This window comes from Planifilum fimeticola, assembly GCF_003001905.1.
Taxonomy (GTDB): Bacteria; Bacillota; Bacilli; order Thermoactinomycetales; family DSM-44946; genus Planifilum; species Planifilum fimeticola.
Map to the genome: position 1 here is coordinate 91,052 of NZ_PVNE01000010.1, position 26,997 is coordinate 118,048.

The following is a 26,997-nucleotide window of genomic DNA, read 5'->3' on the forward strand; positions in this document are numbered from 1 at the left end:
ATGATGGCTTAGTGGAGAATTTAAATCCCCATTCCAGTTTTATAATTCTCAGTAAGGACTTTTGGTGAGAAAATAAGGCCTCATCATGGCGGGAGGGTGTCGCCAGACACCTTTTTTGACAATAGAATGTGGGACACCACCAAATACGAAATTTTCATCATAATCTTTTGCCCCGCTAGAAGAATGGGGGTTTAGGGAGGGAGAAACAAGTGGGACAAGTTTTAAGCAAACAGACAATGGATGGTAAGAAAAAACAAGAAAGACAGATCTTTCCAAATAAGTTTTCGAAACAAATGATCAGTTCTAACGACATAAAACTCTTCGGTACATTCCATTGTACAAAGATAGACGCGGAGACCATTATTGACTATCTCATTGGAGAAGGTTGTTTCACGGTCGATGAAATCAAGGAGTTAAACTACCGTCGTTTTGAAATAAAACGAAGAGAATTAGCTTAAGCTTTTTCTTTTGTAGCAGATTGTTCGTCCTTATCATCCCGCTTGTATTTCCTTTCAATCGCGAGTCGGATCATCTTTGCGATAAATTCGCGATCTTCTTCTGTTAATTCGTGTCCTCCGAAGTGTGCCTTTCCTTTTTCGATCATTTCAATTGCCCTTTCGAGATCAAGGATACTCAATTCAGTTACATTTCCTTTAGGATCGTCTGTGCGACCTAAGAGATAATCGACAGTCACATCAAAAATACCGGCTATTTTTTTCACCATTTCCAAAGTTGGCTCTCGTTTGCCTTGCTCATAAAATCCATAAGCGCTTACAGTTATTCCTAATTTCTTCGCCATATCCTTTTGTAACATATGATGTTTTATCCTCAGCGCTTTTAGTCTTTTCGCAAATAGCCCCATTGTAATCATCCCCTCCGATATATTATACAACACAAAGTTGTATCGTAAACGTTATTGATCATATTCAACAAAATGTTGTTTTTGTGGTTGACAATCAACATAATGTTGTATATGATAGAAACAACAAAACGTTGGAAGGGTGAAAATATGCCACGTCGTCAAAACTTAATTGCATTACGGAGACAAAGAAAATGGTCGCAAAGGGATACGGTGGAGAAACTATGTGAAAAATTCGGCATAAATATTACGATTAGCTACTATGGAATGATTGAACAAGGAGTGAGGACACCTAATCTTGAACTGGCATTGGCGATTGCTGATCTCTTTGAAAAACCTGTACGCAAGATTTTTTTTGAACAGATAAACAACGAAATGTTGGATGACGTGGTTCAAGGAGACAATCCCGATGCCCACACCCAAACCGGATAAAGGAGGAATTCCGATGCTCAAGGCTCCCAAGGGCATCACAATTCAATTCACCTATGAACCGGACATGAAGCGGATGGTCGAGGCCCTGCGGATCTTGTTGTTTTCCAGACCGGAAAAGGCAGATGAACAGAATGGGAAAGAAGTGATCGCCAAATGAAATCCATCGTCGTCAAGTTGTTCACGAGGAGGCGATGTCATAAAAGTCAAGGCCGGCCAGTGGCAGGCGATCCCGAAGGAGATCCGGCTGATAATTCTGCGGATGGCAGCGGATCTGAACGGCGGAACACAGAAAAAGGGCCGCGGGTAATGACGGCCCACGAAAAAACCCCAATCACCGCCAGTATATCACACTGGCGTACCGGGAGGAAGCATGATGGAGCCCGTCCACAAGCGAGTAGCGGAGTTGTGGTGGAAAAACAGGAAACTGCGGATGCGGCTCAGCGTCAATGAAATCAATGACTGGAATACATCCTTGGACTGGATCGTGCACTACAAGCACAAAAAGCACTGGTTCGAGTTCACCATCGCCAACATCCGGGCACACGAAAAGGAATACGGTCGGATTCCGGATTCGATCCGGGAGTACTGGGAAGAAGCACTAGACGCCAACCTGGAGCACTGCTGGGCGGTTCACAAGATGCATGAAATGGGTCGGCTGGCGGTGGCGATCGGTCAGACGGAATGGGCGCATGAAATATGCGCCGTGCTGGACGAGATGGGAGAGGGCGAGGGAGCAAAGAGGACATGGGCGGAAGGCTGAACTCCCTGCCATTCCCCGGTCTTGAGAGAACGGGAAGAACCGCTTTCAAAGGAGGGTGAAAACATGTCGTCGGTATTCGCCGTGCAGGTACGAACCGGGCAGGAAATCGAAGCGAAACAAATGCTTTTGACAGTACTGAACCGGGCTGGAGATAGGATGGTGAAGGCCGTCTACGCCATGGAATCCGTCACCCATGTGCTTCCGGATGCTCAGGAGGATGTGCCGTCGACATTTGATCCGGATGCCGTTTCCTACCATCTACATCTAAAACGACTGAATGAATACCTCGGGAATCTCCGAATGCAGTATGCGGAACTCCGGAAATCCGCTGGTCAAAGCGCGGAACAAAACACTCTGCGGGAAACATACAGGGAAAGCATCCGCAGGGTGCAGTCTTTAATCAAAACGGTCAAAAGGAACGCGAAGGGTCGTATGAAAAGTGTTCTGCCGGGGTATATCCTGGTCGAATTGCTCCCCAACTTTCACACTCTCCCAGCCACGTTGTGGCACCTGATCAAAACCACCCCCAATGTGATCAGAGTTGTATCCCGAAACAACATCCCGGAAGATCAACTGAAACGTTTTTTTGAAACCACAGAAGAGGAAATGGAGCCCGTTGTGCAAGTGGCTTTCGAAGAAGAAGTCCGGTTAGTGGAAGACAGAATTCGCGAGGCCCGCGAGCTCCTGCATCAGGCGAACACAACTGACGACATCAAAAAGAAAAAGGAGCGGTTTGAAGCAGTCGAGCAGGAGTCGAAGACGATGGTTGAACAAGTGAACGAGATCAAAGAGAACATCGATTCCAGTGACAGCCGCCTGAAACGTCTGGTTCAACAGTGTAAAGCCTTCATATGCCGTAAGAAAGAGACGTTTCCAGTTTGCCTGTTTGAAATGGTTCGTCATCGCCTAAAACAAGTACGAAGTAATATAACCACTTCCGAGATCGTCAAAGAAATCGTCGAATCCTTGCAATATGAGGTTCTGGTTGAATGATGGAAACCTACACCGGGAAGGTCGGTAGAATCATCTACCAAAAAGACGATTTCTTGATTGCAAAGTTTTCAACCGGCGATGATGATATGACGATCAAAGGTTCCATATACGGCGTGGAACAAGGCGAAGAACTGACGGTTTACGGCGAATGGGAGCATCACCCGAAATATGGGAAGCAGTTGGCGGTGGAACGTTGGGAACGTCCGATCCCGCAAACTGAGGAGCAAGCAATTGCTTTTCTGGCCTCACCTCTGATCAAAGGATGCGGGGAAAAACAAGCGAGACAGATCGTGGCCCGCTTGGGGGCAGAGGCTTTGCAAAGGATTACGAACGAGGGAGAAGATTGTCTCCTGCCGATCAAGGGTATCGGTCAACAGAAGGCCCGGAAAATCGTAGACAGTGTTCGATCCACTTTCGAGGTACAGAATATCATGGCAGAATTGATGGTATACGGTATTACCACCAACATGGCAATGAAGCTGTACAAGGAATACGGGTCGAACACGGTGGAAGTGATTAAACGAAACCCGTACAACCTGACGGAACTGAATCTGATCGGCTTTCTGAAGGCGGACGAAATCGCCAGGAAGATCGGGATCCCCCCTTCGTCCAGATACCGCATCGATGCCTGTGTGGACTTTGTCCTCAAAGAAAAATGTTACACTTCGGGACATTGCTATTTGCCAAAGGATGAGTTGATACAGGAAACGGAACGGATTTTGAACCACAACACGGACGAAAAGGTCAGCGCAAACGAAATCGCCCGAAGTCTGTACTATTTGGCAGACAGGAAATTGGTAATTGAAGACGATTGTGTATATCCCAAATCTCTGTACCGATACGAAAAGGATCTTGCCCGGAAACTCTCGGAAATGAGAGGTTCCAGGGATGGCGAAGCTATGCCCTTGGTCGAAAACCATATCAAGTGGTACCAGAAGCAGAACAACATTGTGCTGGCCGAAAAGCAACGGGAAGCCATTCGAAAGCTTTTCAGGGAACAGCTTATGATCTTGACCGGGAACCCCGGAACGGGGAAAACTACGGTTATCCGGGCGATGTTGGATATTTACAAGAAGATATACCCGGATCATGATGTGGCTCTTGCGGCTCCAACAGGCCGGGCCAGCCGCAAATTGGCTGAAGTAGCCGGTCATGAGGCGTCCACAATTCATCGGCTGATCGGATACCGGGTCGGATGTGAACCGGATTTCAACCGGGATTATCCGTTACCGCACCAGTTGATCATCATCGACGAAATGTCCATGGTGGATGTGCAGTTGGCTTTCTTGCTGATGGATGCCGTGAGAACGGATGCCAAGGTGCTTTTTGTGGGTGACGTGGATCAATTGCCGTCGGTAAATCCGGGAAACGTGTTAAAGGACATGATCGAAGCTGGGCTACCCAGTGTCAAGCTCACGGAGGTATTCCGGCAGGCGCAGGAGAGCCAGATTATCACCAATGCCCACCGTGTCAACCAAGGAAAGCCGCTCTTGATTGATGAGAGCAAATCAGACATGTATTTCATACACCAAGAAGATCCGGAAAAGATTACACAATTGATCGTCAAGAGTGCCCTGCGCTTCAGGCAATTGGGATACGACACGGCGGACATTTTGATCCTCAGCCCCATGAAAAAAGGCCCGATCGGGACGCAAATCCTGAATCAGAAATTGCAACAAGCCTTAAACCCGCCTCATCCGACAAAAAAAGAGTGGAAGATCAAGACGACCACATTCCGCCAGCACGATAAAGTGATCCAAACTCAAAACGACTATACAAAAGACGTTTTCAACGGGGATGTCGGTATCATTACAGATATCACCCAAATGACCAATGACGAAGGGGATAAGGTGGATGTTCTTATCTGCAATTTCATGGACCGGGAAGTTGTCTACACCAAGGAAGATTTGAAGCAGTTGCAGTTGGCGTATGCCATTACGATCCACAAATCCCAGGGCGGGCAGGCTCCCGTCGTGATCATTCCGGTATCGACAAGTCATTATGTGATGCTCGCCCGAAACCTGATATATACCGGCATGACACGGGCGGAGAAAAGACTTGTCTTCATCGGAACGAAAAAGGCCATGAATATGGCGATTCAGAACAACAGGATCAGTCAGCGGAACACGCGGTTGGCGCAGCGAATTGCTGTCGCGGAGACAGCAGCCAAGGAGGTGATCCTATGAAAATGGCGAATGAAGTTGAGGCAACTGCCAGAGTCAAGCTGAACGGAGCTGACAGCACCAACTGTGACTATTACGCGGGTCAGGTTCTGGAAAGTACGGATACGGCGGGAAATCGATTCTTGGCGTATATCAAGGAGATCAAGTCCGTCAAAAAGGTGGAGGATGGCTATCTGCACATCCATGTTCTTGCCGTCCCGATTTACATGATTGTACTTCAGCTTCTAAATGTCGTCCAAAACCCGTAAGACCGTCGCCCCCAAAGCCCCCGACCATGTTAAACCGGGTGATATTACTCGGTCGGTTGGCCTCGGCTCCAAAATTGATGCATACTTCCGACGGAGTGGCGGTCACTATGTTTCAACTGGAAGTGGATCGTCCTTTCGTCAATCAGCGGGGAAATCGGGACACGGATATTATCAACATGGTAGCTTGGCGGAAACAAGCGGAAAACGTGGCGAAACACATGAAGGAAGGCCACATGGTGGCGGCGGAAGGCCGACTGCAAGTACGAAGCTTTAGACGTAACGGTCGGAAAGTCCTGGTAACGGAAGTGGTAGCGGACAGTGTTCGTGTCCTTGAAGAAGAAACAACGACAAAGACAGAAGACCAATAGACAACCCAGGACCCAGGATCAGAAGTTTCAATCCTGGGATCCTGGGTTGTTTTCGAATACGAGGGGGGAACGGATGGACCTGAAACAAGCAATTAAACAAACGGATTACAACGCCAGAAAACGGGATTTATGCTCCATGGTAAACCTTGAACTGGTGGCGGCGGAAGAAAGGAAAGCCAACGAGCAGGGATTTACAATCGTCAAAAAGCGGGATACCAACAAAGCCGGATTTGTACAATCGATCAAGGAAAACATCGGAATACTCGTACAGAGCCGGTATTTAACCAATGCGGAACTGGCGTTCATCTATTCGCTGCATCCGTTGATTGAAATCCACAGCAACGCAATTGTCGACCCTGAAACGGGTCAATTTTTAACGGTTTCGGAAATTGCCAGGCGCCTAAACCGCAATGTAAAAAAAACCAGTACGATGATTAACGAGTTGATTAACAAAGGGATTATCTTCGAATTCGTCAACGCCCATGAATTGAGGGAGTTCGGCAGGGCTGTTTCAGAACGTCCGTTTTTTATGAACCCCGAAATCGCCCTGTGCGGAGATCGAAACAGGATCAACGCGACATTGTCCCGATTAGTGTTAGTAAACGACAAGTTTGAGAAAAGGAAGATCTTCCTCAGTTGGAAGTTGTGGTTACATAAGGGGGACGAATACGGAAAATTGTATCGGAGGAAGACCTACCTGAAGTACAAAAAAGAGGCGCAAAAAAGACCCTAGTTTTTTTCAAAAAAGCCGTATACCAAGGGGGAAGTGTCGAAAGGGGGTGTTCCCATTTGGGAACACATGTGTCGCCATATGGGAACACCCTAAAACGTCCAAAAAGCCTGTTATCACGGGCTTTTTCCGGGATCGGGCGATGGTGTCCTTTCTCACTCTCTATATATACCGTCGCCGAAGCCTCCAAGATGACCGAATGAAGAAAGGAGACTAATAATGGCGAACCCCCAAAGCGAGATTGAGTGGACGAATGCAACCTGGAACCCGGTGACCGGCTGCACAAAGGTGAGTGCCGGGTGCCGGAACTGTTACGCGGAGAGAATGGCCCGGCGTTTGCAGGCAATGGGGGTGGAGCGTTACCGGAACGGTTTTCAACTCACTCTTCATTGGGATTTGATCGATTTACCTCTTCGATGGAAGAAGCCAAGAAAAATCTTCGTCAATTCCATGTCAGATCTTTTCCATCCAGAAGTTCTCGATGAGTTTATCCTGAAAGTTTTCGAAACTATGAATCGTTCGTCTCAACATGTTTTTCAGGTTCTGACCAAAAGGCCGGAACGGGTCGCAGCGATGGCGGATCGTTTGAACTGGACGTCGAACATTTGGATGGGAACCAGTGTGGAGAATATGAGGGTAATCGAACGGGTCGATCATTTGAGAAATGTACCTACACAAGTTCGCTTTTTATCCTGTGAACCTTTGTTAGGGCCTTTACATTTAAATCTGGAAGGGATTCACTGGGTCATTGTTGGTGGAGAGTCCGGCCCGGGTGCTCGGTCAGTGGATGGCCAATGGGTCAGGGAGATAAGGGATCAGTGCATCAAAGAAAATGTCGCTTTCTTTTTCAAGCAATGGGGAGGTGTTCGGAAAGATCTTACAGGACGGATGTTGGACGGTAGGACATGGGATGAGCTGCCGGATCAGGGGCCCCGTTACAACATAGGGTAGACAGGAGAGATGCATTCTCTCCATCAAGTCTCCTTTCAGCCCAACAGGTGCTTGGTGGGGCTGGAGAACGAATCGCACGGACCCGCGATCCGCTTGCCGAACGGTTTCCCTTTACCCGGGGAGGTTGGGCTAGAGGATGAAACCAGGGGTGATGATCCCAGCCTGGCCTATCCACCTTTCAGCCCCATTGGTGCACTATTTCAGATTTCTAGTCCGACGGGAGGGTGATGTTCATCTTGTCTATCGCAAATATGAGTCCTTCCAACCGTGGAATGCGAACACAAGCTTTCATAAGGGAGGTGATCGAGCGGTACAATGCACTGGGACGATCCTGTATCCAGGAAGTTGATGTGCCGAAGACGATCGGTAAAAACGGGGCCTTCTACCGGGAAAAGTCCACCGTTGATTTTGTCGGGATTGCGTATAATCGTCCGGTTGCTTTCGAAGTGAAATCCACCCGACAGCGGACACGGTTCGACCTCAGCTTGGTGAAAGAGCACCAGTACCGATACTTGAAAAGTTTTCACGAGCAGGGTGGTGTGGCCTTCATCCTGCTTGAAATGATCAAGCATGCGGAATGGTTCGTCATTCCGTTCCAGAAGCTGAAGCCAGCCATGGAAAGGGCATGGTCGGGAGGAAAGAAGTCGATTCCGTATTTCGATCTAAAAGCGGAGATGATCACGGTCAAAGAGGGTGGGCGAACAGGGCTGGACTTTTTGGAGTTCATCCGCTCGAAAAAAGTATGAAGTTGGTCCGTAACTTTTGGCGAATACTTTTGGTCAATCGCAAACATATCAATGTAAAATATATATAACAATACAAATAGAGCCTGATATCATATCCTTTTTAAGTTTGCTGAAAAGAAAGGAGGTGAGAAAAATCGAATGGACGACGCACATGTTGTCCGGTGCTCTTGCCGGATATGCAGTCACGTCGGTCTTGAAGGGAGCCATAATCGGTGGAATTGCCGGAGTGATTCCCGATTTGGATGAACCGCGCTCCAAATTCGGCAGGATGCTCCCCTTTGTGTCAATCTCACTGAATCGGTTGGTCGGACATCGGACATTTACCCACTCGCTGTTGTTTGCAGGAATAGCGGGCCTATTCCTCTGGCCTTTCATCGGTCAGCCCCATGCCCTTGCCGTAACTCTGGGAATACTGGCGCACGTGGCGGGGGATTTGCTGACCGGGAAGGTGCAGGTGTTGTATCCGAATCCAATGCGAATCGGAATTTCCGTTTCGCGTTTCGGCTTTCTGGTTATGGACCGTTTGGTACGGATAAGTCTCATAGTCATCATCGTAGCATGGATTTTCACAGGATAAAAAACGAGAATTAATAAAAAGGGGCTGGACGGGGATTATATCATCCCCGATCCGGCCCCGTTTTTCTTGTTTTCCATCCTTTTGCCGATCGGGGAGCTGTCAGGAGGTAAGCGATGGGTAAGAAAAAAGTGGTTGTCCTGATGTTTTCCGCGCTCTCTTCGGCTTTAGTCGGGAGCGGAATCTATGATGCTTATGCGGACGATAGCCGTCCGCTCCCGCTTGTGGAAGGCGTTCTTGATTCCGCGCAGGATGCCTTGATCCCTCCGGGGGAAATCCGGAAGGCTCCGAAACGGAAAGAACATTCCGTACCTGAAACGCCTGAAACGCCGCTGGAACAACCCGACTTGATGACGGAAGATGATCCTGTTCCATCGTCCCAAAAGGACGAGAAATCGGGTGAACCCGGACCCGTGTCTCCCGCGCCGAAAGCAGTTCAGTCCGAACCGGTAATCAGTCCCGTACCAGTACCTGATCCTAAACCGACACCCGAGAAAGAATCGGAACCGAAATCCCAACCGAAAGCGAAAACCGAACACGAAATCCACAAAGATTCCGTATCCGAATCCTCGTCCGACACTTCCGGCAAAGACAGTATCACAGCGGCCGGAACGGGCGGGAAAGCCGAATCCGCCGGAAAATTCGACGGAAAGTCCCGGTCCGTCAACAGCGGTGCCGATGGGGAAGTGAAGGGGGAGAAAATGGCGAAGACCGGATTTTCTCCCCTGCCTTTGGTTCAGATAATCGGAGGGCTGTTCGGCTTGGGAGGAGCAGCCCTTTACGGAATGCGGCGGAAATCGGACGGATGACGGATGCGGCGCTGGGTATTGGGAACAATCGCCGCAATTTCCTTCACCTCGGCGATCACTCTGACCGGATACCTCGGATGGATGTACTGGGAAAATCATCGGCAGGTTGAACGATTCTATGGCAAAACCGCTGAGGCAACCAATACCGTTGAGATATCGGGTTCAGAGGATGAACCGAAAACGGAACCGCGGACCATCACGTGGGAGAAGCGTCCGAAGCGGGGCCAACGGATCGGAACGCTTCGAATCCCGTCGATTGGATTGAAGGTTCCGATGTGGGCCGGGACGGACCATGCGCAGTTGAGCAAGGGTGTCGGAGTGCATAACCTCGGCATGCCGGGGGAAGCGGAACTGGTCGGGATTGCCGGACATCGAAATACGGCTTTCCGTCACGCCGGAAAGATCCGGCTGGGAGATCTGATTATTTTGGAGACGGATCGCGGGCGATTTGTATACCGGGTACGAAGGACCTGGATCGCGGACAAAGATGACCGATCCGTAATCAGGCGGACCGGCGAACCGGTAGTTGTGGGGTACACTTGCTATCCTTTCGACTCGCCGAATTCGCCGCAGCAACGTTACATCATTGAAGCAGAGATGTTGGCTGATCAATAAAAAATATCCTGCTCCCCGATCGGTAAAGGGATGGAGAAGCTTCATCCCTTTTTTCAAATCTTCTTTTGACCGTTCTTTTGATTGAAGGAAAGGAAGGAGGAAAAGAATGCAAAGAATTGGGTTAACGCTCCATCTGTTTCCATGGAAGAGCCATCCACGTGGCAGAGCAGAAAGCGGAAAGGATGGGTGAGAAAATCTTGTTGCGGGATATCTTTTTCGGGATGCTGATGGTCTTTGTGATCTTGGTTGTGGGCAGCATTATTCTGGATCAATTTCCTTCCCTTTTACCGGTTTGGGAGGCGATGCAGGTGCACGGCAAGAACCTGTATGACATCTCGCTGGAAGAATTCGGCCCAACCCGGACGGTATTGCTTATCATCGGGATCATTATCTTGATCGGCACAAGCACCGCCGTGGGAAGACGATTTTAAGAGGTGATTCGAACTGGGTACCAAGCAAGGGCTGCTAAGCAAAGAGGAAAAGAAGGAACGCCGACAAAGGAAACGGGAGCAGCGAAAAATGATGATTAGAAAGTGGCTTCAGCCCCATCCGCCCAAACGTGAAAAACCGCCTCGTCCGCGAGGCTATATCGCCCGTCGTATCGGGGTGGTGATTTTTTGGGTGTCCTACGGGTTTATGTTCCTGGTGGTCACAGTTACGGTTACAACTCCTCCCACGGAGGGTATAGACAGGCCGCTGGAGGCGGTCGTTCAACAAGAGGTAAACCCTGCGACCAAACCGGAAGCGATCGATTTCGCCCGGAATTTTACCGCCCAGTATTTTACGTGGGAGAGGGGGAAAAAGAAGGAGCGGGAGAAACGGTTGAAATGGTATTTGGCGGAGGGGCTGGACCCCTACGGGGGATTGGAGATGGAGAACCTGGCCTCTGACAGCCGGTACCTGGGCTCTTCGGTGAAAAGGGTTGAGGAAAAAGGGGAAAACCGGGCATACATCACCTTGTCGGTCATCTACGAGATCAAAGGCGGGGTGTCCGGAGAAGGAACGGGCAAACAGTATGTAACGATACCGGTGGAGTACAACGGAACCTCTTATGGTGTCTATGAATTGCCGAAGTTCACCTTCATCGATGAACAGACGACGGTTAAGGCCGAGGAGACGAAGAAGAATCTGAAACAGGCGGAGAGCGGTACGGCTCAGAACATCCGGCTCTTCCTGGAAACGTTTTTCTCCAGCTACGCCGAAGACCCGAAAGACAAGCTGGCGTATTTCCTGGAGGACAAAAAACATCTGAACGGTTTAAATCAAGCTATGTGGTTCGTTGAGGTGCGTCGGGCAGACGTGTATGAGGGTGAAGCTAAAAACCAGTACGTTGTAGTGTGCGAAGTGGTGTTTCAAGATCCCGTTTCAGGTGCACGGTTCGCAACGAATTATGATCTTGTTGTTGAGCAGAAGGATCAGCGTTATGTTGTCCGGTCCATGGACAGCGACTAAAAAAAGGGAGGAGACAATCGTGACATTGGAAGCCCTTTTCGAGTGGTTCAAGGAGCAGGTTCAGTACGTTCTGTTTTTCACACTGATCGTCGTACTAATAGTTACCGGGTATCGCCGGGCGTGGATTGCCATGATCGGCTCTCTGATCGGTCTGGCGTTCATCGGAGTGTTCGTGTTCAACCCCGACGTCATCCGACCCGTCTCGGAGTGGTTGGGTGAGAAACTGAACCTCGGGAAAAGGTGAGAAATGTGGAACGGGTACCTCTTTATGTAATCAATCGCTTTCTCAAATTCGAACGGAAGATCTATCAGATATTCGGAAAGAGACTGGGGAGGCCGATTCGTTTGAAATCGGTTCTCTTTTATCTCTTTTTCGGGTTGTTGGAGCTCCTGCTTTATTTCACACCGATCATCGGTGCGCCCGTCCGGGCGACCCCGGTGGGGATTCTGGTGGTGTTCCCCGGTGTTTTATCGTATCTGCTATCCGATATCGGTACCGAAGGCCGAGTACCGCTGGCGTATTTCCGTTCGTTTCTCCTGTATCACTGGCGCCGGCTGAGACGGGTCACTTATTTCCGAGGTCGGGAGCTGCCCAAACCCGGTTCCTACGGTTTCCGGGGATACTTCACGTACCGGGAATCTTCCCGGTGATCCCGAACGCTGGCATCAGTGCCACAGCGACTTGTACGGTGGGTGGGAGACGATCGAATTCTGAACGGATCAGGGAGGCAAACTCATGCGAAGCATTCTGGAATTTCCCGTCAAGCATCTGGACGGGAACCTTGTGTTTGGTCGCGACGGTACTGTATGGGCATACTACGGCATCGAAGGGTTTGGCTATGATTTCCGGGAGGACGAGGAGAAGATGTGGCCGTTTCAGAATCAACTCTCTTTTCTCCGGAACAACGAACACGATCTTCATTTTCTCGTGGTGCCGAATCCGACAGATGTGACGGAGGTATGTGAGGAGACCATCCGACGGATCGCGAAGGATCACTACGCGCTCCGGGATTACGGTATCGAGTTTCTGCGGCAGCAGAAACAGGCCGTATCGCAACAGCGGAGTCGAATCGAGTCCAACGAATACCGTGCTTATCTTGGGATCCAGTTGGACCCGAAAAGAAATCAGTATAGGGAAGGCAACATGGGAACGAATCTGATCAGTTCCCTGCGGGAGATGATCGAAGGGTTCAAAACCCCGGTGTACCGGGCGGCGGGATTGGAACCCTACGATATTCCCACAACCGATATTGCCGCCTATCGGGAGCAGGCGGACAGCCTGCTGGACACAGTCCGCGGGGGTTTTTCCTGTGCCGCGCGGAAACTAACGGCGGTCGAAACGGTCTATCTGATTGAAAAGGTGTTTTCAGTCGCCAACAACGATGTGAAGATGCGGGAGTCCTTTTCGGCGGGGATCGAGGTAAAGGGAGAAGATGAGAAAGGGCAGGTCCATCGGGCGATTCGTCCCAATGATGAAGCCTTTTTCGACCTGCAAAACGCGAATGTCGATGAAGTGGGACCGAAAACCCTGTTGCTGAGTAAGATCATCGACAACGAAGTTCAAAAGACCTATGTACAGTACTTGGTTTGTCACGATATGGACGCCGTCAATTACCACCCCGGTTTCGAGTGGCTGTACCACATTCAGTCGGTTCTTCCGTTTCCCGTCAGCATATCTGTCCGAGCGCACCATCAGACTAACGCGCGGATGCTGAAGCGGTTGAGCGATGTGCGGCTGGAGTTCCAGGATCAGCGGGAGGAAGCGCAGAAAGGAGGAACGAACGTCGATTTAAGTGTTTCCGAATCAGAGAGCGGCGCCATTCAGATGGAGAGCTACTTCCGAAGTTCGGGCAAGCCGGGTTATTCCTGTTCGTTCGTCTTCCGAGTGAACGCTCCGGACGAAGCAACACTGAAGTCCCGGGTGGATCGCTTGAGAAACGAACTCATGAAGTTCGGCATTCGGATCGTTTCCCCCTACGGGGAACAGATCAATCTCCTGATGGAGACGATCCCAGGGTCTAAACCGTATAACCAGGATTACAGGATCGAAGTGGAACCCGGTGTCTTGGCTGGGATGATGTTCGGTGCGACGACCAACATCGGAGACGGACAGGGATTCTACATCGGATATACGAGGAATCTAAAGCGTCCGGTATTCATCCGACCGGATCTCGCCGCCAAAGCCTTTGATTCGGTCAAAAACGTGATCGATTCCATTTCGATCATGGTGGCCGGGGCAACGGGAAAAGGCAAGTCCTTTCTCATGAATCTGCTTGTGTATTTGTCCGTGTTGACCGGTTCGATGGCGCTGGTCATTGATCCGAAGGGAGACCGGAAAAAGTGGGTCAACGGTCTGCCGTTCATTCCGAAGGAGCATGTTTCCGTCTGGACGCTGGGATCGAGCGAAGCGGATGCCGGATGTCTGGATCCTTTCCGGACAAGTGTAAATTTGGAGGAAGCAAAAGACATTGCTATGGACATACTCGCATATTTGGCGGGTGTTGACATTGAAGATCACCAGTATACAATTTTAAGTGAAGCGATTGAAGCAGCGAGCGAAGAAAAGGACCCCTGCATTGGAGCTGTCATCAATTACGTAAGGGATTTATACGATAACAAGCCGGAAAACATGTCCGAAACGCGCCATGAAGAGGTGGAACGGCTTAAATCGACACTGGAAACGCTGGGACGGAACCAGTTGGCCCGCTTGTTGTTCGGGGAGCCGGGACAGGACTACCGGGTGTTGCGGGTGGAGAAGCCACTTCAGGTGATCATGGTGCAGAATCTCAACCTGCCGGATGAAAAGGTTAAGCAATACCGGATTTCGCACAAGATTTCGGAAGCGATTCTGATATCTTTGGCAGCCTTCACCAAGCAGTACATGTTCAACCAAGACCGGCACCGGCACAAGATCATCCTGCAGGACGAGGCGGAAAGCATCGACCGCAGTCCGGTGGGATCGGAGCTGCTGAACTTCGTCGTTCGGAAGGGCCGCTACTACAACACGACGTTGCTGAAAGGGACGCAGAATGCCTCGGACTACAAAGAAGAGGTCGCGAACATGGGGATGAAGTTCAGCTTCGGTCTCCGAAAGACGAGCGAAGCAGAAAAGATGCTGGACTATTTCAACCTGCCCCGGACGGAAAACAATGTGGAGACGTTGAAAAACCTGAGACGCGGTGAGGCTCTGTTCCAGGATATTTACGGACGGTCCGCCGTCATTCGGATCGATCCGGTGTTCAGGGACCTGCTGGATGCTTTCGATTCGTCCACGGCGACGAAGGAGGAGCGGGAACGGGAAAAGAAAAACCACGCATCATAGGAGGAAAGAAGAGTGGACCGGATCAGGAGCGTAATAAAAAGATACGGAATCGTCGTGGCGGTGACAGTCGCGGTGACGGCTGCCGCCACGACATTTTTGTTGACGGTATACGGCGAGGAGGGTGAGGAGAAGGGTTCAGAAGCAGTGACTGAAGCCGAAAGATTGAAGAGGGAAAAGGATCTTGAGGCGGCGGATCAAATAGTGTATGAGTGGATTGCAGCTAGGGTTGAAGCAGATGATGATAGACAGAGCAAAGTAATGTTTAAGGAGGAGATAAAGAAAGATATAAAGTACAATATCATTAAACCTGGGAGACATGAATTCCCAGGAGCGGAAGAGAAGATGGGTGAGCGATATTTGATAGAAAGGTATGATAAGTACTACGAAGACGGGAAACTGTTTTATCGCATAAAGTATTACCATCCGAATAATGATAAAACATACGTGGATTATTTGCTTGTGGAAAAAGAAGACGGGAAATGGAAGGCTACAAATCGTTCTGAAGTAATAATAACATTTTCCCGCTTGTTTCCTGAACGAAAAAATGTTCTAAAAGCGGAGGAGATTGGTGGGGTAACGGTACACGAGATGAAGGAGTGACGTTTCAGCCTCTTGAGGTTTCCGGAAATCCGAATAGATTGAGAGGAGGGAATCGGCCCGACCCTTGTTTCCAGATGGAAACGGGGGTTTTTCTTTTGGCCGAAACTATGAACATTAAACGAATCATCGCGGTTCTGATGCTGGTGGCAGTTTTGGCTTCCGTTCCGGGAATTACGTTGGCAGAGGGCGAAGATCAACAGCAATTGAGGGACGAACGGGAAAAGGTAGGGAAGGTCGGGATTTTGGACACGTTGTTCGGATCAGATAACTCCGGTCAGAAGGAGTACTACTATCTGGATTTGGCTGAGAAGGAGGAGGAGGGTGAAGAAAGTTTTTGGATGAAGCTCATTCCGTTTGGCGGGATCATCTCAGCGGCAGAAAAACAAACGGTTTTTACAGCGTTATACGTAACCACCAACTGGTTCAACAACCTGATCCTCCGCTACAACGAGATGATGACCGGCATCATGCTGGCGGTGTGGAATTTCGCCAACGAGTTCGATTTCGTTGATCGGGTGATCGTGCATCTGGACACCATGATGCAGAATCTCACAGGGATTTCCGGGACGTTGTTCGGCGAGGGAAAGGGCTTATTCAACGCCTTCCTCGGAATCGTCGCCGTTCTGACGGGAGCTTATGCAGCCTTCATGTTCCTGTGGAAACGGTCGTCATTGGAGTCCCTGGGAACAATCCTTCAGACGGTGACCGCACTGACGCTGGCGCTGCTGCTGTTCAGCAACTACGGTACGTTCCTCATGAACGCGAACAAGCTCACGACGGAAGCGAGCGGGCTGATCATGACGGGCTCCGCAGACAAACTGACCGGTAACGACAGGACGAATGAAGAGGTTCTGAGGGAAACGAACCGGAATATCAAACGGATGTTCATTCATCGTCCGTACCTGTTCATGCAGTACGGAACAGACAATGAAGAAGCGATCGGCAGGGAACGAGTTAATGAACTACTCAAAATGAAACCAGGGAATGAAAGACAGAAATATGTCAGGGAAATAGAGGTTGAAAAAAGAGGCAACCAACTCATGACCTCTGCGTATGTCCTGGAACGGTTCGTATTCAGTTGGTTTTACACCGGGATGAATGCCTTGAACTCGGTCCCGATCTACCTGATGGCACTGCTGCTCATCGTGCTTCAATTTTGGTTTTTGGGGATCGCCATGGTGGCTCCGTTTGCTTTTTTGTTTGCGGCACTGCCGGGGCAGTTCGGCGTACTTCGCCGTTACATGGCCCAGTTGTTCCTTCCGCTTGCATTGAAACTGCTCGTGTCGGCGGGTGCGGTTTTCGTGTTTTTCATCACCTCCCTGCTCTATGCCGAGAGGGGATTCGGTTCCGTCAACAGCTATATCGCCGTCGGAGTGGTCCAGTTCATCGTTCTGATGCTGGTCTTTTTCCTACGCAAGCGCATTTACAGCATTTTCTCGGAGGGATCGCGGGAACTGAGGATGCTAAGGGCGGAGATGGCTCTTCTTCGGAAATCGATGTTGAGTCCAGTCAAGACCGGGGTGCAGACAGCGACAACGGCGGCGGGCGCGGTAATCGGAGCCGTAGCGACTGGTGGAGCTGGCGCATTGGCCGGAGCGGCCACCGGCAGCAAAGTCGGGAAAATGGTCACGGGAGAAGGCGATATGTCCGATGTGGCTTCCGAGGCGACCCGTCTTTCCCGGCTGAAACTGCCGGATAAGGACGGAAAGAAAGGAAAAGAGGGACAAGAGAAAGGAAAAAAAGAACCGCGGCAGGAGGATTTGGAAGGAATACCCACTGTGAAGGATCTGAGATCCAAAGAGAATATTGATTCTTTGGTGAAGGATAGTGAGGTGCCGGATCTACCCTCTTTGGAAGATCTGAAACCGCCGGAAGATTATGAGAAGGCCATACCGGGAAGGGTTAACGATTCTCTTCCCGTGATCGATTCAGATGGGCTGAGTACGGAGCCTGGCTTGGCTTCGTTGGAGAGTTATCTTCCGGGAAACGTCCTTCGTTGGGAGAACAAGCCGCGAGGGGGAAACCGATAATGTTGAGTGATCGGACACGGAGGCTCGTCGTCAACGCCATGGTCGTCTTGGGGGCTGTGGTGTTTTCTTTGATCCTGGTTCTTGTTGTCTTTGGCGATGAAGAACGGACACTGGAGAAAAGGGACCGGGATAACGCAGCTGTTTATAAGTATGGCGGGCGTACGGTCCTTGAAGAAGACAACCGGGAAGAACACGACGGCGGAGTTGTAGGGGAAACCTCCGTCGATGATGACGTGAGGAGAAAGACGGAAGAAATCGCTGTGGAGTTTGTCAAGACGTTTCACAACTACGATGGGGATAAGCCGCTTCAGCACATCGAGGCCAGTAGGAAATGGATGTCCGACGAATTGTACAAAGCGATTACATCCACGTATCCACAGGAAGTGGAGGAAACAACGGTCAACAGACGGTGGAAGCAAGTGAAGGCATCTTTGCCGTCCGGTCAACCGGACGGCTTTATTGTGTGGGATGTGGAAGTTCTGGGGGAAGTTACGGACAGTCAAGGAAAGGAAAAAGAAAGCGTTGATACCTACTTGGTGAAATTGGAAAAGATAGATGGCGAATACAGGGTCACGGACTTTCTCGTCAACCATCCCGTTGAGCGGAACGGGAACGGAGAGATCATCTTATGAGAAAGGCCGTTTCTTTTTTCTTTCTGCTAACGCCGGTTTTAGTAATAGTCCTAGTCATCAGTCTGTTGGGTTTCGCCGTCGTTTTCATTTCCGTATTGATGGGCGGCGGTGATGAATTGACGGACGGATACAGTGGATATTTGGGAGGTGTACCGTTTGCGGACCTGATCAACAGGACTGCGGCAAGGTACGACATCAGTCCCGCATTGATTGCGGCAATTATAGACCAAGAATCGAATTTCAATCCGAAGGCGCACTCATCCGCCGGGGCGATCGGCTTGATGCAAATTATGCCAGGCACGTGCCGGGGAATTGGATATCCGGCGGATGAATGTTGGAAGCCTGAAAACAATATTGATGCGGGCGGGAGAATCATTGCCGGCCACTTGAAGTCATACAGGGGTAACTTGGAACTCGCGCTTGCAGCGTATAACGCGGGCGCGGGGAACGTGAGGAAGTACGGAGGTGTTCCTCCGTTCCCTGAAACCAGGAATTATGTGGTGGAAGTTGCAAAACAGTACGAGAAGTACAAAAAGAAGCTGGTCGGTGGAAAATTTGAAACGGTTGGCGGGTTCCCCACAACACTGATGTTCCCCGCGAATGGGGAGATTACGTCACCGTTTGGATGGCGTTGGGGGCGGATGCATGAAGGTGTGGACATTGGCGCGCCGGAAGGAACGCCGATTGTAGCCGCGGCGGACGGGGTCGTTATAAAAAGTGGCCCGGCCAGTGGGTACGGGTGGGTGATCGTGATTGATCACGGCGGCGGCTTGACCACTGTTTACGGCCATATGTACCACAGTACCGTTGTTGTGAGTCAGGGGGAAGCCGTATCGAAAGGCCAGAAAATCGCTTCGATCGGCAATAACGGGCGCTCCACCGGACCGCACCTTCATTTCGAAGTGCGCATGAACGGCAACTCGCTGGATCCGCTGAAATACTTAAGAACGAACTGGAAAGATGGTTGAAAGGAGAAGATGAATAAATGCAAAAGATGGCTTATTTGCCGCCGATCGAGGATAAAAGGCCGCCAAATTTCGTTGTTCGCGCCTTATACTCAATATTCCGGTGGTTCGGTGATTTTGTCCCGATGTTTTCAGCTTTATTTGTTTTTATCGGGCGATCACTGATGGTTGTGGTTAATTTTCTGATTTTGTTGGGGATCATTACTATTTCTTGGGCACATTCACTGGAACTTCTGCGATATGCAGGACTGCACTACGGTCTCGAATGGGTTGGGGTTTTTGTGTGGGATGGGAGTTTTGTTTATTCGTCTATAGTGCTTTCAAGAGATTTCAGGAACGGGACCCCACTTGCAGGTTGGGCACCATGGGCGGGTTTTCTGATGGGGATGTGTTTCGTCATCACAAGTAATTACTTGGGGATGTCGGATAACAATGCCGGACGAGTTATTGGGGTAGCCACTCCTTTCCTACTCTTGGTTTTTAAAGGAGTAATGGCTCACCAGTTTCGCCAAAGCCGAAAAGACAACAGGCGAGTAGATACCAACGTGGAGAGGGAGATGCCCTCTGCCTCCACCGAAAATCGAGAGGTAGAGATCTCCTCAGCAAGACATGGAGTAGGAGTTGTGGAGGCTTCTTCATCTCAGGTGGAGGGAATGGAGAAATCTCCCTCCATGTTGGAGGAAGTGGAAAATGCTATTCCCTCCACAACCTCCACCATGGAGACTGGGGTGGAGGGAGAGGTGAAGGAGAGAGTGGAGGTGGAGACTCCTCCTACTTCTATTGTGGAGAAAAAGGAGGAGACCTCCACACCTCGTGTGGAGGGTGTGGAGGATGTGGAGGAGGAGACCTCCCGGCGGAAAGTGGAGAGGGTGGAGAAGGCGGGAAAGAAAAATGTGGAGGTTCCACCTTCCACCTCTGCCGAAGAGCGGAGGGAGGGAGACCGGGAGAACTGCTCCTCGTGCAAAGTGGAGGAGAAAATCACTCCCGCTTCTACTTTCAATGGAGAGAGGGAAAAGGAAACCATTCCCGGTTCTCCATTGGAGGTAGCGATGAAGATTATGAAGGAGGAGGGGAAGGTGCCGGGAAGAAAGCGGCTGATGGAGGAAGGGTTTTCGGAATGGGTAGCGCGGCAGACGGCGAAAGAGTTGAAGAGACTGGCGGGATAATTTATCCCGCTTCCACCAAAAAGGCGGAGGCCTCAATCTCCGCTTTTTTGGTGGGAGGCTGAAGGATTGGAGCCTTCCGATCAGATTAGTGGAGGGAATGAGGGGTGGAGAGGATGGAGGTGGAGATTTTCAGGTGGAGGGAGGCGAGGGGTGGAGAATGGAGCATTCCTCCACCTAATAATCAGGTGAAGAGAAAGGGCTATGGAGATGAAGGTTAACTTTCCCTCCATAAGGAGGTGGAGGTCTCCACCTTCCTCCATAAAGATGGAGAGAAAAGGAGGAGCACATGGAGAGGGGGTAAAGGTGGAGGGGAGTGGACATCCTATCACCTCCCACGTGGAGAGATGGAACTCTTCCTCTCCAGGTGGAGAGGGTGGAGGTGGAGAGTATGGGGAGGAGAATTTTTCTCCATCTCCACCCTGGAGAAGGTGGAGATCTTTCCGGGATGGAGAGGTCTTATACAATATGGAGGTGGAGATGTCATGAGCAAATCTCGTCTGAAAAGCGCCTTGTTTTATACGGAGCGTCTGCGGGCTGAATTGTTGGATTCTTTAGCGGAGTTGGAGGAGATGGAACGCTGGAGAAAAGAAAAGCCGCCGGCCTGTCCGATAGCTTCCGCGGAACCGATGACGGTACACGGCTACCCCGTATTCCGGTTTTCTTACGATGGAAGATTGCCGTCTTATTATGGGGACTTTCAATATCGGGCGAAAGTACGGGACTATTACCTTGCGGCAACGCTTCGGGCATATGACTGGTCAAAAATCGATTTAAGGTTTGATCGGGCAGCTGTGTTTGTCGCCCATTATTTCAAAAGCATACGCACTCGTGACTTGGATAATCGAAATCGCAAATATTTGATAGATGCTTTGCGACGAACATTGCTCATCAAGGATGACAGTTGGCATCATCTGATGTGGGCGGAACGGGGGTTTTTGGATCGTATCGATCATGTGCAGATGTTCGTCATGGAAATGGATAATTTTCATGACTTTGTCAAACTGATGAATGAAAATCCCAAGGAGGTGGTCAAATATCCCGAATTGTCTATGGAAGAAATGCTGAGTCAGGAATCCGAAGAAAAGGAAAGGGAGAAACAAATAAAACCGCAAAAATTCGGAACAGGGGAGGGAAAGGTGAAGGGCTTTTGGGATTAAACGGGTAAAAACTGCAAGGGTTTTAGCGGGAAGGAAAAGCAAAAAAGAGGAAAATTTGCGGGTAAAAATTAGGATGGGAAAAACGGGGCAAATTCTTATTTTTGCTTTTTACCCGGTGGATGATCTCTGTTCCTTACAACAAAACAGAAAAACGGGTTGAAGATCCGATTTCAATTTCTTACCCGGTTTGAGAGCAGGAAAACCCTTGTCAATAAAGGGTTTTTCATTTTCTGAAGAGGAGCGGGAGGATCCGAAAAGTTATATGAGTACAATCGCGAATACTGGAGCGATTGTACTCATATAACAGCCCGAAGATCAATCGGAAAAAACAACAGACAAGGAGTTGGGACCCGACCTGACCTGAAAGGAGGCGAACCGATGCCGCAGCATCCGAGGGTCAAGCGGGTGCAACAACGGGACGTGGCGATTTTGCAGGACTTGTATCGTTATCGTATACTGACGACCGATCAACTGAGGAGGAGATACTTTTCGAACAGCAAGAGCTATGTATATCAAAAAGTGCACGCGATGAAGAAAAGCGGGCTCATCATCTCGATTCACAGGGAGTTTGGAGGGACCGCTTATTACCGACTGACGGATGCAGGGATATCTTTCCTGAAAAAACAGGGAATTCCCGTAACCAAAGGCACAAAGGATTTGTACGTGTCTCCCCGCTTGCTCCCGTACCTGGTGATGAGCAACGACATCATGGTGGAATTGTCGCCCTACGGATGGGAGATGCAGGACAGTAGGGAGACGAAGGCGCGATACAGGGGACTGAACCGCAGCGGAAATATCCAGGGTACGTTGATAAGCCCGGACGGGACCGAGTACGGCTTTTTCGTGTTGATGGAAAGCACCCGTGATCAGAACATGTTGAAAATGATCAAAGAAATCGAGACATCCGGGATCACAAACTTCCTCATTTTCGCCAAAGGGAGGGACTCCATCTGGCACTTCATTGAACGATCGAGAGAAAAGAAGCTCGTAACAAACGGGGCTCTATGCGTCATGGATTATGCCTTTGGAGTGGAATACCTGAAATCCCGCCTATCCGACAAAAGACATTTCAAGCGAATCTTTCAGGACGAACAAGCCCCGGTACACTGGCTCGCACCCTCCGACAGAACCCGTTTTGAATGCATCGCCCGATACCGAGATGAGGAGGTGTACCTTGTCAACCTGCTGGATACCGATCTGATGAAAGTCGAAGCGGTTCACCACTACCTGGGAGACATACCCCGGTTGCAGCGGTTTGGAGAAAAACTGCGCCGGGTCCTCGTGCTGACCGAACCGGGTTTGCGGGACCTGCACGGGGAATTGTTGGGGGAAAGCCAGTACATTTGCTATCTGGAACTGTCACGCAATCGAATCAACGCATTTAGGCGACCGAAAGGGGAAATGAACAATGAGCCTCATCATACCGGAACTGAAATCGATCACGAAGCACATCACGGGCAGGAAAGCCATCGAACAAGAGATTGCCGCTCTGCCGAAAGAAGCGCAAAGAAACATGTACAATCTGATGAAACGCATATTAAAGGACGAACTGATCTTCGTCCTTACCGTCGAACAAAATAAAAGGAGATTTGAACAAATATGATTCAAGTCTTTTTTTTACTGTTCGGGCTGGTGGAAGGAGTCGCCATGTTCATGGGATGGTATCTGCCGCCGCCGGTCCCCCTGATGGTCGTCGGGGGAGGGATGGCGGTTCTGTTTTTGTTTGAACTAATCAAAGGAGGGAGAGGCCGAGCCACGACGTCCCTGGCGGCCACCCTCCTCTTCTTCGGCCTGGCGTTGTCGATGCGGCTTTATGAGACATGGCAGAAATTCGACGACATCCTGTCGCCGCCGATGGTAATGCGGATCGGTCTCGTTCTGACAGTCGCAGGGACCGTCTATTTTGCCTTCATCTGCAACCAATGGATGATCTCCTATCATGGCAGACGCGGGAACCTCAGGAAACAGGAACAGGAACCCTCTTTAAAAAGACGTTTTGAAGAGAGAAAAAGACAACGGGAGCTAGAGAAGCAGGATCTGCCGACCATCGTACTTGGTACGGTGCAGGAAATCGAGAAGAAGGGCTACTACAAGTACTGACAAAACGCCTTTCAAATCCAAAGGGAGGGGAGTGTTTTGATCAGGAGGGAGGCCTTCCAGCCCAACGAAAACAGCATTACCTGGCAAGGGAAAGACTGCTTCACCCACATGCTGGTCGTCGGCCCGACCCGATCCGGGAAGACGGCCACGATCCTGAAGCCGATGATCTACCAGCTACTGCTCCAAAAGCGACGGGGCAGAAAGCTGGGTTTGTCCGTCGTCGAACCCAAGGGAGACGTGGCCCGGATGGTCAAGGAAATGAGTGAGGCCATGGGCATTCCCTATCTGTACATCGACCCGGAATTCCCCTCCAGCCACCGCTTCAATCCCATGGAGGGAGATATCGACGACGTGGCCGAAGCAACCGTCGTCGTTCTTCAGGGGCTGTTCGGGAAACAGGAGGCGTTTTTCAAAACGGTCCAGGAACTGTCTGCGAGAAACGTCACCAAACTGCTCAAGGAACTGCACGGCGATAAGATGGACATCATCGATGTAATGAACACCTTGCGGGACCCGCAGGAACTGGAAAGAAAGGTAAGCGAACTCAAGCAACGGGACGGCATGACCGATCTCGTTCATTTTTTCGAGTCGGAGCTGCTGGGTTCCATGCGGGAGAAATACCGGCAGTTCGTGATCGGTCTCCGCGCCCAGTTGGAGAACATCACCAGCAACCGGCTGCTGCGAAGGATCATGACCGGGAAAAGCGACCTGGACATCGACCGTCACTTTGCCGAGGGTGGCGTATTGGCGGTGAACACGGCCCTGGGAAGGCTCCGCAAGGCCGGGGACGCATTCGGTCAGTTTGTGATCATGCACCTGCAAAATGGCACGTTCCGTCGCCCGGGAACGGAGGATACCCGGATCCCCCACTTTCTCATCGTCGATGAGTACAGCCGGTACATCAACCCCGACGTGGAGATGTTCCTCTCTCTTGCAGCGGAGTACAAAGTGGCCGGGGTATTTGCGACGCAATCCCTTGGTCAATTGGAGGTGGAGTCCGGGAAAATCGGTCCCAAGGCAATGAAACAGGCGATCCTGACCAGTTGCCGAAACAAAATTGCTTTTGGCGGACTGTCGGCGGAAGACGCCAAACAATTCGCCGAGGAGTTTGGCAAGGACAAGGTGATGGTGCGACAAAGCACGTATCGGAACAAAATCCTGCTGCCGAACGTATTTCCAAACACCTATCGGGACACGGAAGACGAAAAGCGCCGCTTCAGTTACACCCAGTTGATGGACGGTCTGCCGAGGTTTCATTATGTGGCCAAAATCATGAAAGATGGCCGGATGCAAGAACCGGTATTGGGAAAAGGTCAATTCGTTCCGCGGGACTGGAAGGAGCGGAGGGAATGGGAGCCGGCTCCTTCATTCACAAGGCGGCTGGCCGACGTACTGCGTGCGATGGGAAAAGGATTGGCGAAAAAGGAACCTGTTGCAGTAGGATCAGAGGATGATGTGGTGCAGTCTGCGTCCAATGAATCGGATCCGCCCGATTTTCTTAAAGGAGGTGAGGCCCAAGAGCGAACATCGATGGAATCCATCAAAAGGGAAATCAAAAGGGAAGCGGTCACCGGTTCGGATGGATTTTGGGATTAAAAGATTTCAAAACTCATTTCAAAAGGAGCAGTGATGTAAAATGGCCAATAATGATGTGATGCAAGTCCTCATCGAGGGTTTTGATCCGACAAAAGTGCAGGAAAGCGAAGTCGATCAGCATTGGAAAAAGGTGTACGGGGCGTATCAGAATAAAACCATATTGCAGGCGCCGGTAACGGGGATTGAGAAGCTGAACGGAATCGATAAGGACTTGGATAAACAATGTGCGGTGGTCACCCTTGGAACCATTCGCGGCTACATCCCGTTGGAGTTTTCGGGAGTTGAGAACATCCGGCAATTGAGGGCCATGACCGGGAAGACGGTGGCGTTCAAGGTGCTGAATTTCGACCGGGAAGCGGGGGTGTTCACGGCCTCCCGCACGGCGGCGCTGGAACAGATGGCGGAGATTACCCTGAGGAAAATCGAGGAAGGAGACACGATCATCGCCGTCGTCCGCCACGTCGGTCCCAACTACGTCCGTGCCGACATCGGCGGAATCGAGGTAAAGATTCCGATTGAAGAGATCTCCTACGGTTGGATCGACGATCTGACCGAAGTGGTCAAAGTCGGCGACCATTTGAAGGTGAAGGTACTGGAGATCGACAAAGAGAATAAGGAAGTCAAAGTGAGTGCCAAAGCGCTTCAAACCAACCCGTGGCCGGATTGCGCCGGTCGTTTTTCCAAAGGCAATGAATACGTTGGTAAGGTGTCCGGTGTTCGTGAATACGGCGTGTTTGTGAATCTGGAACCGGGAGTGGATAGCTTGGCGCCGCATCTGAAGTTCCAGAACGTGAAAAAGGGAGACCGCGTCTTGGTACGTGTGTTGAACGTGGATGTGAAGAAGGAACAGATCCGCACGCGCATTACGCGGGTTATAGGGGGCTAGAGATCATGGCATCCAGCCCCTTTTCGTTATCCCACGATTGGAAGTTGTGCTGGAAGCGGGTGTATGGTCGGGGAAATCCGTATGTGAACGGGGAATCCCCGAGAGAACAAAAGGCGTTGCAGGCTTTGGGAGCTGTCGGGGTCATCGGCAGCTCCCAGCTGATGCGCCTGTTTTTGAACCGGGATAAAAACCGCAGAAAGCGGATGGTAAGGGAAAAGAAGTTGGTTCGGCATGAGATCAGGAGGAACAACCAATCGATTCCGATCTATACCCTGGGACCAAACGGAGCACCGATCACGCAAATATCAGAGTACGAAGACAACTACTGGGTCAAATACAAAGTGGAGGATGTTTTAAAACGCCTTTTGTTCTTCCAACTCTATGCCAAGTTCCCGAAAGCCCGGATTGTTCCCGCCCCGTCGCCTTTTGTCGGGGCGATTTCTTTTAAGAGCAACCTGTTCTACGTCTACGTGATTCGGGGGGATATGCAGGATTTACTGGTACATTTGAAGTGGCACCCCTTTACCGAACGGATGATCATCCTGACGGAATCTCTGAGTCACCTTCAGCCCCTTAACGCTTTTGCACCGAATTTGAAAGTGCGTGTGACGACCGATCAGGATCTTCGGTGCGACTTGCAGAATCTCTTTTATCGCTGGGAAGGCACTTGGGTGAAGGAAAATCAACAGCCGACACCAGTGGTGTTAAGCGGCTAGACACTAGAAGCATTGTGAAATAGTCCTGTATACAAACGGCTACTTACGAAAACATCCACCTGAATTGACATGACAATCCAAAGCTGTGTTCGTTTCGGGGGGAATCG

The 26,997-nt window shown here is 50.5% G+C and carries 31 protein-coding genes; 30 read left to right on the forward strand and 1 reads right to left on the reverse strand.

Annotation, left to right across the window (positions count from 1 at the left end; translation table 11 throughout):
• Positions 1-209 precede the first annotated feature (209 nt).
• Positions 210-458 carry a hypothetical protein gene (locus tag CLV97_RS08045; RefSeq protein WP_106345002.1) on the forward strand — a complete coding sequence of 83 codons (249 nt, stop codon included), beginning with the start codon at positions 210-212 and terminating at the stop codon, positions 456-458.
• Here CLV97_RS08045 and CLV97_RS08050 read toward each other — a convergent pair.
• The gene (locus CLV97_RS08050; protein ID WP_106345003.1) at positions 455-871 is read right to left on the reverse strand and encodes a helix-turn-helix domain-containing protein; all 417 of its coding nucleotides are present in this window, start codon (positions 869-871) and stop codon (positions 455-457) included. The two genes, CLV97_RS08045 and CLV97_RS08050, sit on opposite strands and share 4 nt — an antisense overlap.
• Before the next feature lie 138 nt (positions 872-1,009).
• Here CLV97_RS08050 and CLV97_RS08055 point away from each other — a divergent pair, with 138 nt between their 5' ends.
• The 29 genes from CLV97_RS08055 (at position 1,010) to CLV97_RS08190 (ending at position 26,890) form a co-directional block, all read left to right on the forward strand.
• Positions 1,010-1,291 carry a helix-turn-helix transcriptional regulator gene (locus CLV97_RS08055; RefSeq protein WP_106345004.1) on the forward strand — a complete coding sequence of 94 codons (282 nt, stop codon included), beginning with the start codon at positions 1,010-1,012 and terminating at the stop codon, positions 1,289-1,291.
• A 13-nt stretch (positions 1,292-1,304) separates the two neighbouring features.
• Positions 1,305-1,448 (forward strand): hypothetical protein, encoded by a 144-nt coding sequence (locus CLV97_RS18090; RefSeq protein WP_170070410.1) that lies wholly within the window; start codon positions 1,305-1,307, stop codon positions 1,446-1,448.
• 216 nt (positions 1,449-1,664) lie between these two features.
• On the forward strand, positions 1,665-2,051 hold the full coding sequence (locus CLV97_RS08060) for a DUF7667 family protein (protein WP_106345005.1): 387 nt from the start codon (positions 1,665-1,667) through the stop codon (positions 2,049-2,051).
• A 63-nt stretch (positions 2,052-2,114) separates the two neighbouring features.
• The gene (locus CLV97_RS08065) at positions 2,115-3,044 is read left to right on the forward strand and encodes a transcription termination/antitermination NusG family protein (protein ID WP_106345006.1); all 930 of its coding nucleotides are present in this window, start codon (positions 2,115-2,117) and stop codon (positions 3,042-3,044) included.
• The gene (recD2, locus tag CLV97_RS08070; protein WP_106345007.1) at positions 3,041-5,230 is read left to right on the forward strand and encodes an SF1B family DNA helicase RecD2; all 2,190 of its coding nucleotides are present in this window, start codon (positions 3,041-3,043) and stop codon (positions 5,228-5,230) included. The genes CLV97_RS08065 and recD2 overlap by 4 nt, the downstream gene beginning before the upstream one ends.
• 2 nt (positions 5,231-5,232) lie before the next feature.
• Positions 5,233-5,475 carry a hypothetical protein gene (locus CLV97_RS08075; RefSeq protein WP_146130434.1) on the forward strand — a complete coding sequence of 81 codons (243 nt, stop codon included), beginning with the start codon at positions 5,233-5,235 and terminating at the stop codon, positions 5,473-5,475.
• Between the two features lie 26 nt (positions 5,476-5,501).
• Positions 5,502-5,843, forward strand: a complete 342-nt coding sequence (gene ssb, locus CLV97_RS08080; protein WP_106345009.1) for a single-stranded DNA-binding protein — start codon at positions 5,502-5,504, stop codon at positions 5,841-5,843.
• Between the two features lie 73 nt (positions 5,844-5,916).
• Entirely contained in the window at positions 5,917-6,576 is a 660-nt protein-coding gene (locus CLV97_RS08085) for a helix-turn-helix domain-containing protein (protein ID WP_106345010.1), read from the forward strand.
• Positions 6,577-6,792: 216 nt separating this feature from the next.
• On the forward strand, positions 6,793-7,524 hold the full coding sequence (locus CLV97_RS08090) for a DUF5131 family protein (RefSeq protein ID WP_106345011.1): 732 nt from the start codon (positions 6,793-6,795) through the stop codon (positions 7,522-7,524).
• Positions 7,525-7,751: 227 nt separating this feature from the next.
• Positions 7,752-8,270, forward strand: coding sequence for a Holliday junction resolvase RecU (locus tag CLV97_RS08095; protein WP_106345012.1), 519 nt, complete (start codon positions 7,752-7,754; stop codon positions 8,268-8,270).
• 124 nt (positions 8,271-8,394) lie between these two features.
• Positions 8,395-8,847, forward strand: coding sequence for a metal-dependent hydrolase (locus CLV97_RS08100; protein WP_146130436.1), 453 nt, complete (start codon positions 8,395-8,397; stop codon positions 8,845-8,847).
• A gap of 809 nt (positions 8,848-9,656) precedes the next feature.
• Entirely contained in the window at positions 9,657-10,268 is a 612-nt protein-coding gene (locus CLV97_RS08110) for a class D sortase (RefSeq protein WP_106345015.1), read from the forward strand.
• A 158-nt stretch (positions 10,269-10,426) separates the two neighbouring features.
• Positions 10,427-10,699: a hypothetical protein gene (locus CLV97_RS08115; RefSeq protein WP_146130437.1), complete on the forward strand. Its 273-nt coding sequence runs from the start codon at positions 10,427-10,429 to the stop codon at positions 10,697-10,699.
• A gap of 88 nt (positions 10,700-10,787) precedes the next feature.
• Positions 10,788-11,720, forward strand: a complete 933-nt coding sequence (locus CLV97_RS08120; protein ID WP_106345017.1) for a conjugal transfer protein — start codon at positions 10,788-10,790, stop codon at positions 11,718-11,720.
• 19 nt (positions 11,721-11,739) lie between these two features.
• A complete protein-coding gene (locus tag CLV97_RS08125) occupies positions 11,740-11,964 on the forward strand; it encodes a hypothetical protein (protein WP_146130438.1) in 225 nt (74 codons plus the stop codon).
• Between the two features lie 5 nt (positions 11,965-11,969).
• On the forward strand, positions 11,970-12,371 hold the full coding sequence (locus CLV97_RS08130) for a TcpE family conjugal transfer membrane protein (RefSeq protein WP_170070411.1): 402 nt from the start codon (positions 11,970-11,972) through the stop codon (positions 12,369-12,371).
• Between the two features lie 85 nt (positions 12,372-12,456).
• Positions 12,457-15,042 (forward strand): ATP-binding protein, encoded by a 2,586-nt coding sequence (locus CLV97_RS08135; protein WP_106345020.1) that lies wholly within the window; start codon positions 12,457-12,459, stop codon positions 15,040-15,042.
• 12 nt (positions 15,043-15,054) lie between these two features.
• A complete protein-coding gene (locus CLV97_RS08140) occupies positions 15,055-15,642 on the forward strand; it encodes a hypothetical protein (RefSeq protein ID WP_106345021.1) in 588 nt (195 codons plus the stop codon).
• A gap of 95 nt (positions 15,643-15,737) precedes the next feature.
• A complete protein-coding gene (locus tag CLV97_RS08145) occupies positions 15,738-17,672 on the forward strand; it encodes a CD3337/EF1877 family mobilome membrane protein (protein WP_146130439.1) in 1,935 nt (644 codons plus the stop codon).
• Entirely contained in the window at positions 17,672-18,304 is a 633-nt protein-coding gene (locus tag CLV97_RS08150) for a hypothetical protein (protein WP_106345023.1), read from the forward strand. Before CLV97_RS08145 ends, CLV97_RS08150 begins: the two co-directional genes overlap by 1 nt.
• Positions 18,301-19,272, forward strand: a complete 972-nt coding sequence (locus tag CLV97_RS08155) for a peptidoglycan DD-metalloendopeptidase family protein (protein ID WP_106345024.1) — start codon at positions 18,301-18,303, stop codon at positions 19,270-19,272. The genes CLV97_RS08150 and CLV97_RS08155 overlap by 4 nt, the downstream gene beginning before the upstream one ends.
• Before the next feature lie 17 nt (positions 19,273-19,289).
• Positions 19,290-20,435 (forward strand): hypothetical protein, encoded by a 1,146-nt coding sequence (locus CLV97_RS17865; protein WP_146130440.1) that lies wholly within the window; start codon positions 19,290-19,292, stop codon positions 20,433-20,435.
• 201 nt (positions 20,436-20,636) lie between these two features.
• Complete coding sequence (locus CLV97_RS17870) at positions 20,637-20,921, forward strand: hypothetical protein (RefSeq protein ID WP_146130441.1); 285 nt, start codon at positions 20,637-20,639, stop codon at positions 20,919-20,921.
• Entirely contained in the window at positions 20,918-21,592 is a 675-nt protein-coding gene (locus CLV97_RS08165; RefSeq protein WP_106345026.1) for a hypothetical protein, read from the forward strand. The genes CLV97_RS17870 and CLV97_RS08165 overlap by 4 nt, the downstream gene beginning before the upstream one ends.
• Positions 21,593-22,012: 420 nt before the next feature.
• Complete coding sequence (locus tag CLV97_RS08170) at positions 22,013-23,173, forward strand: replication-relaxation family protein (RefSeq protein WP_170070412.1); 1,161 nt, start codon at positions 22,013-22,015, stop codon at positions 23,171-23,173.
• Between the two features lie 18 nt (positions 23,174-23,191).
• Positions 23,192-23,692 (forward strand): hypothetical protein, encoded by a 501-nt coding sequence (locus CLV97_RS08175; RefSeq protein WP_106345028.1) that lies wholly within the window; start codon positions 23,192-23,194, stop codon positions 23,690-23,692.
• A gap of 36 nt (positions 23,693-23,728) precedes the next feature.
• Entirely contained in the window at positions 23,729-25,288 is a 1,560-nt protein-coding gene (locus CLV97_RS08180; protein ID WP_245891435.1) for a type IV secretory system conjugative DNA transfer family protein, read from the forward strand.
• A gap of 40 nt (positions 25,289-25,328) precedes the next feature.
• Positions 25,329-26,174, forward strand: coding sequence for a S1 RNA-binding domain-containing protein (locus CLV97_RS08185; RefSeq protein ID WP_106345029.1), 846 nt, complete (start codon positions 25,329-25,331; stop codon positions 26,172-26,174).
• 5 nt (positions 26,175-26,179) lie between these two features.
• Positions 26,180-26,890, forward strand: a complete 711-nt coding sequence (locus CLV97_RS08190) for a hypothetical protein (protein ID WP_106345030.1) — start codon at positions 26,180-26,182, stop codon at positions 26,888-26,890.
• Positions 26,891-26,997 lie beyond the last annotated feature (107 nt).

Coding starts and splice junctions, on each gene's coding strand:
- CLV97_RS08060 (WP_106345005.1), top strand. CDS start 1,665: ATGGAGCCCGTCCACAAGCGAGTAGCGGAGTTGTGGTGGAAAAACAGG.
- CLV97_RS08110 (WP_106345015.1), top strand. CDS start 9,657: ATGCGGCGCTGGGTATTGGGAACAATCGCCGCAATTTCCTTCACCTCG.
- ssb (WP_106345009.1), top strand. CDS start 5,502: ATGTTAAACCGGGTGATATTACTCGGTCGGTTGGCCTCGGCTCCAAAA.
- CLV97_RS08185 (WP_106345029.1), top strand. CDS start 25,329: ATGGCCAATAATGATGTGATGCAAGTCCTCATCGAGGGTTTTGATCCG.
- CLV97_RS08150 (WP_106345023.1), top strand. CDS start 17,672: ATGTTGAGTGATCGGACACGGAGGCTCGTCGTCAACGCCATGGTCGTC.
- CLV97_RS08190 (WP_106345030.1), top strand. CDS start 26,180: ATGGCATCCAGCCCCTTTTCGTTATCCCACGATTGGAAGTTGTGCTGG.
- CLV97_RS08095 (WP_106345012.1), top strand. CDS start 7,752: ATGTTCATCTTGTCTATCGCAAATATGAGTCCTTCCAACCGTGGAATG.
- CLV97_RS08135 (WP_106345020.1), top strand. CDS start 12,457: ATGCGAAGCATTCTGGAATTTCCCGTCAAGCATCTGGACGGGAACCTT.
- CLV97_RS17870 (WP_146130441.1), top strand. CDS start 20,637: ATGGAGATGAAGGTTAACTTTCCCTCCATAAGGAGGTGGAGGTCTCCA.
- CLV97_RS08175 (WP_106345028.1), top strand. CDS start 23,192: ATGATTCAAGTCTTTTTTTTACTGTTCGGGCTGGTGGAAGGAGTCGCC.
- CLV97_RS08155 (WP_106345024.1), top strand. CDS start 18,301: ATGAGAAAGGCCGTTTCTTTTTTCTTTCTGCTAACGCCGGTTTTAGTA.
- CLV97_RS08050 (WP_106345003.1), bottom strand. CDS start 871: ATGATTACAATGGGGCTATTTGCGAAAAGACTAAAAGCGCTGAGGATA.
- CLV97_RS17865 (WP_146130440.1), top strand. CDS start 19,290: ATGCAAAAGATGGCTTATTTGCCGCCGATCGAGGATAAAAGGCCGCCA.
- CLV97_RS08055 (WP_106345004.1), top strand. CDS start 1,010: ATGCCACGTCGTCAAAACTTAATTGCATTACGGAGACAAAGAAAATGG.
- recD2 (WP_106345007.1), top strand. CDS start 3,041: ATGATGGAAACCTACACCGGGAAGGTCGGTAGAATCATCTACCAAAAA.
- CLV97_RS08120 (WP_106345017.1), top strand. CDS start 10,788: ATGATGATTAGAAAGTGGCTTCAGCCCCATCCGCCCAAACGTGAAAAA.
- CLV97_RS18090 (WP_170070410.1), top strand. CDS start 1,305: ATGCTCAAGGCTCCCAAGGGCATCACAATTCAATTCACCTATGAACCG.
- CLV97_RS08075 (WP_146130434.1), top strand. CDS start 5,233: ATGGCGAATGAAGTTGAGGCAACTGCCAGAGTCAAGCTGAACGGAGCT.
- CLV97_RS08065 (WP_106345006.1), top strand. CDS start 2,115: ATGTCGTCGGTATTCGCCGTGCAGGTACGAACCGGGCAGGAAATCGAA.
- CLV97_RS08165 (WP_106345026.1), top strand. CDS start 20,918: ATGAGCAAATCTCGTCTGAAAAGCGCCTTGTTTTATACGGAGCGTCTG.
- CLV97_RS08085 (WP_106345010.1), top strand. CDS start 5,917: ATGGACCTGAAACAAGCAATTAAACAAACGGATTACAACGCCAGAAAA.
- CLV97_RS08090 (WP_106345011.1), top strand. CDS start 6,793: ATGGCGAACCCCCAAAGCGAGATTGAGTGGACGAATGCAACCTGGAAC.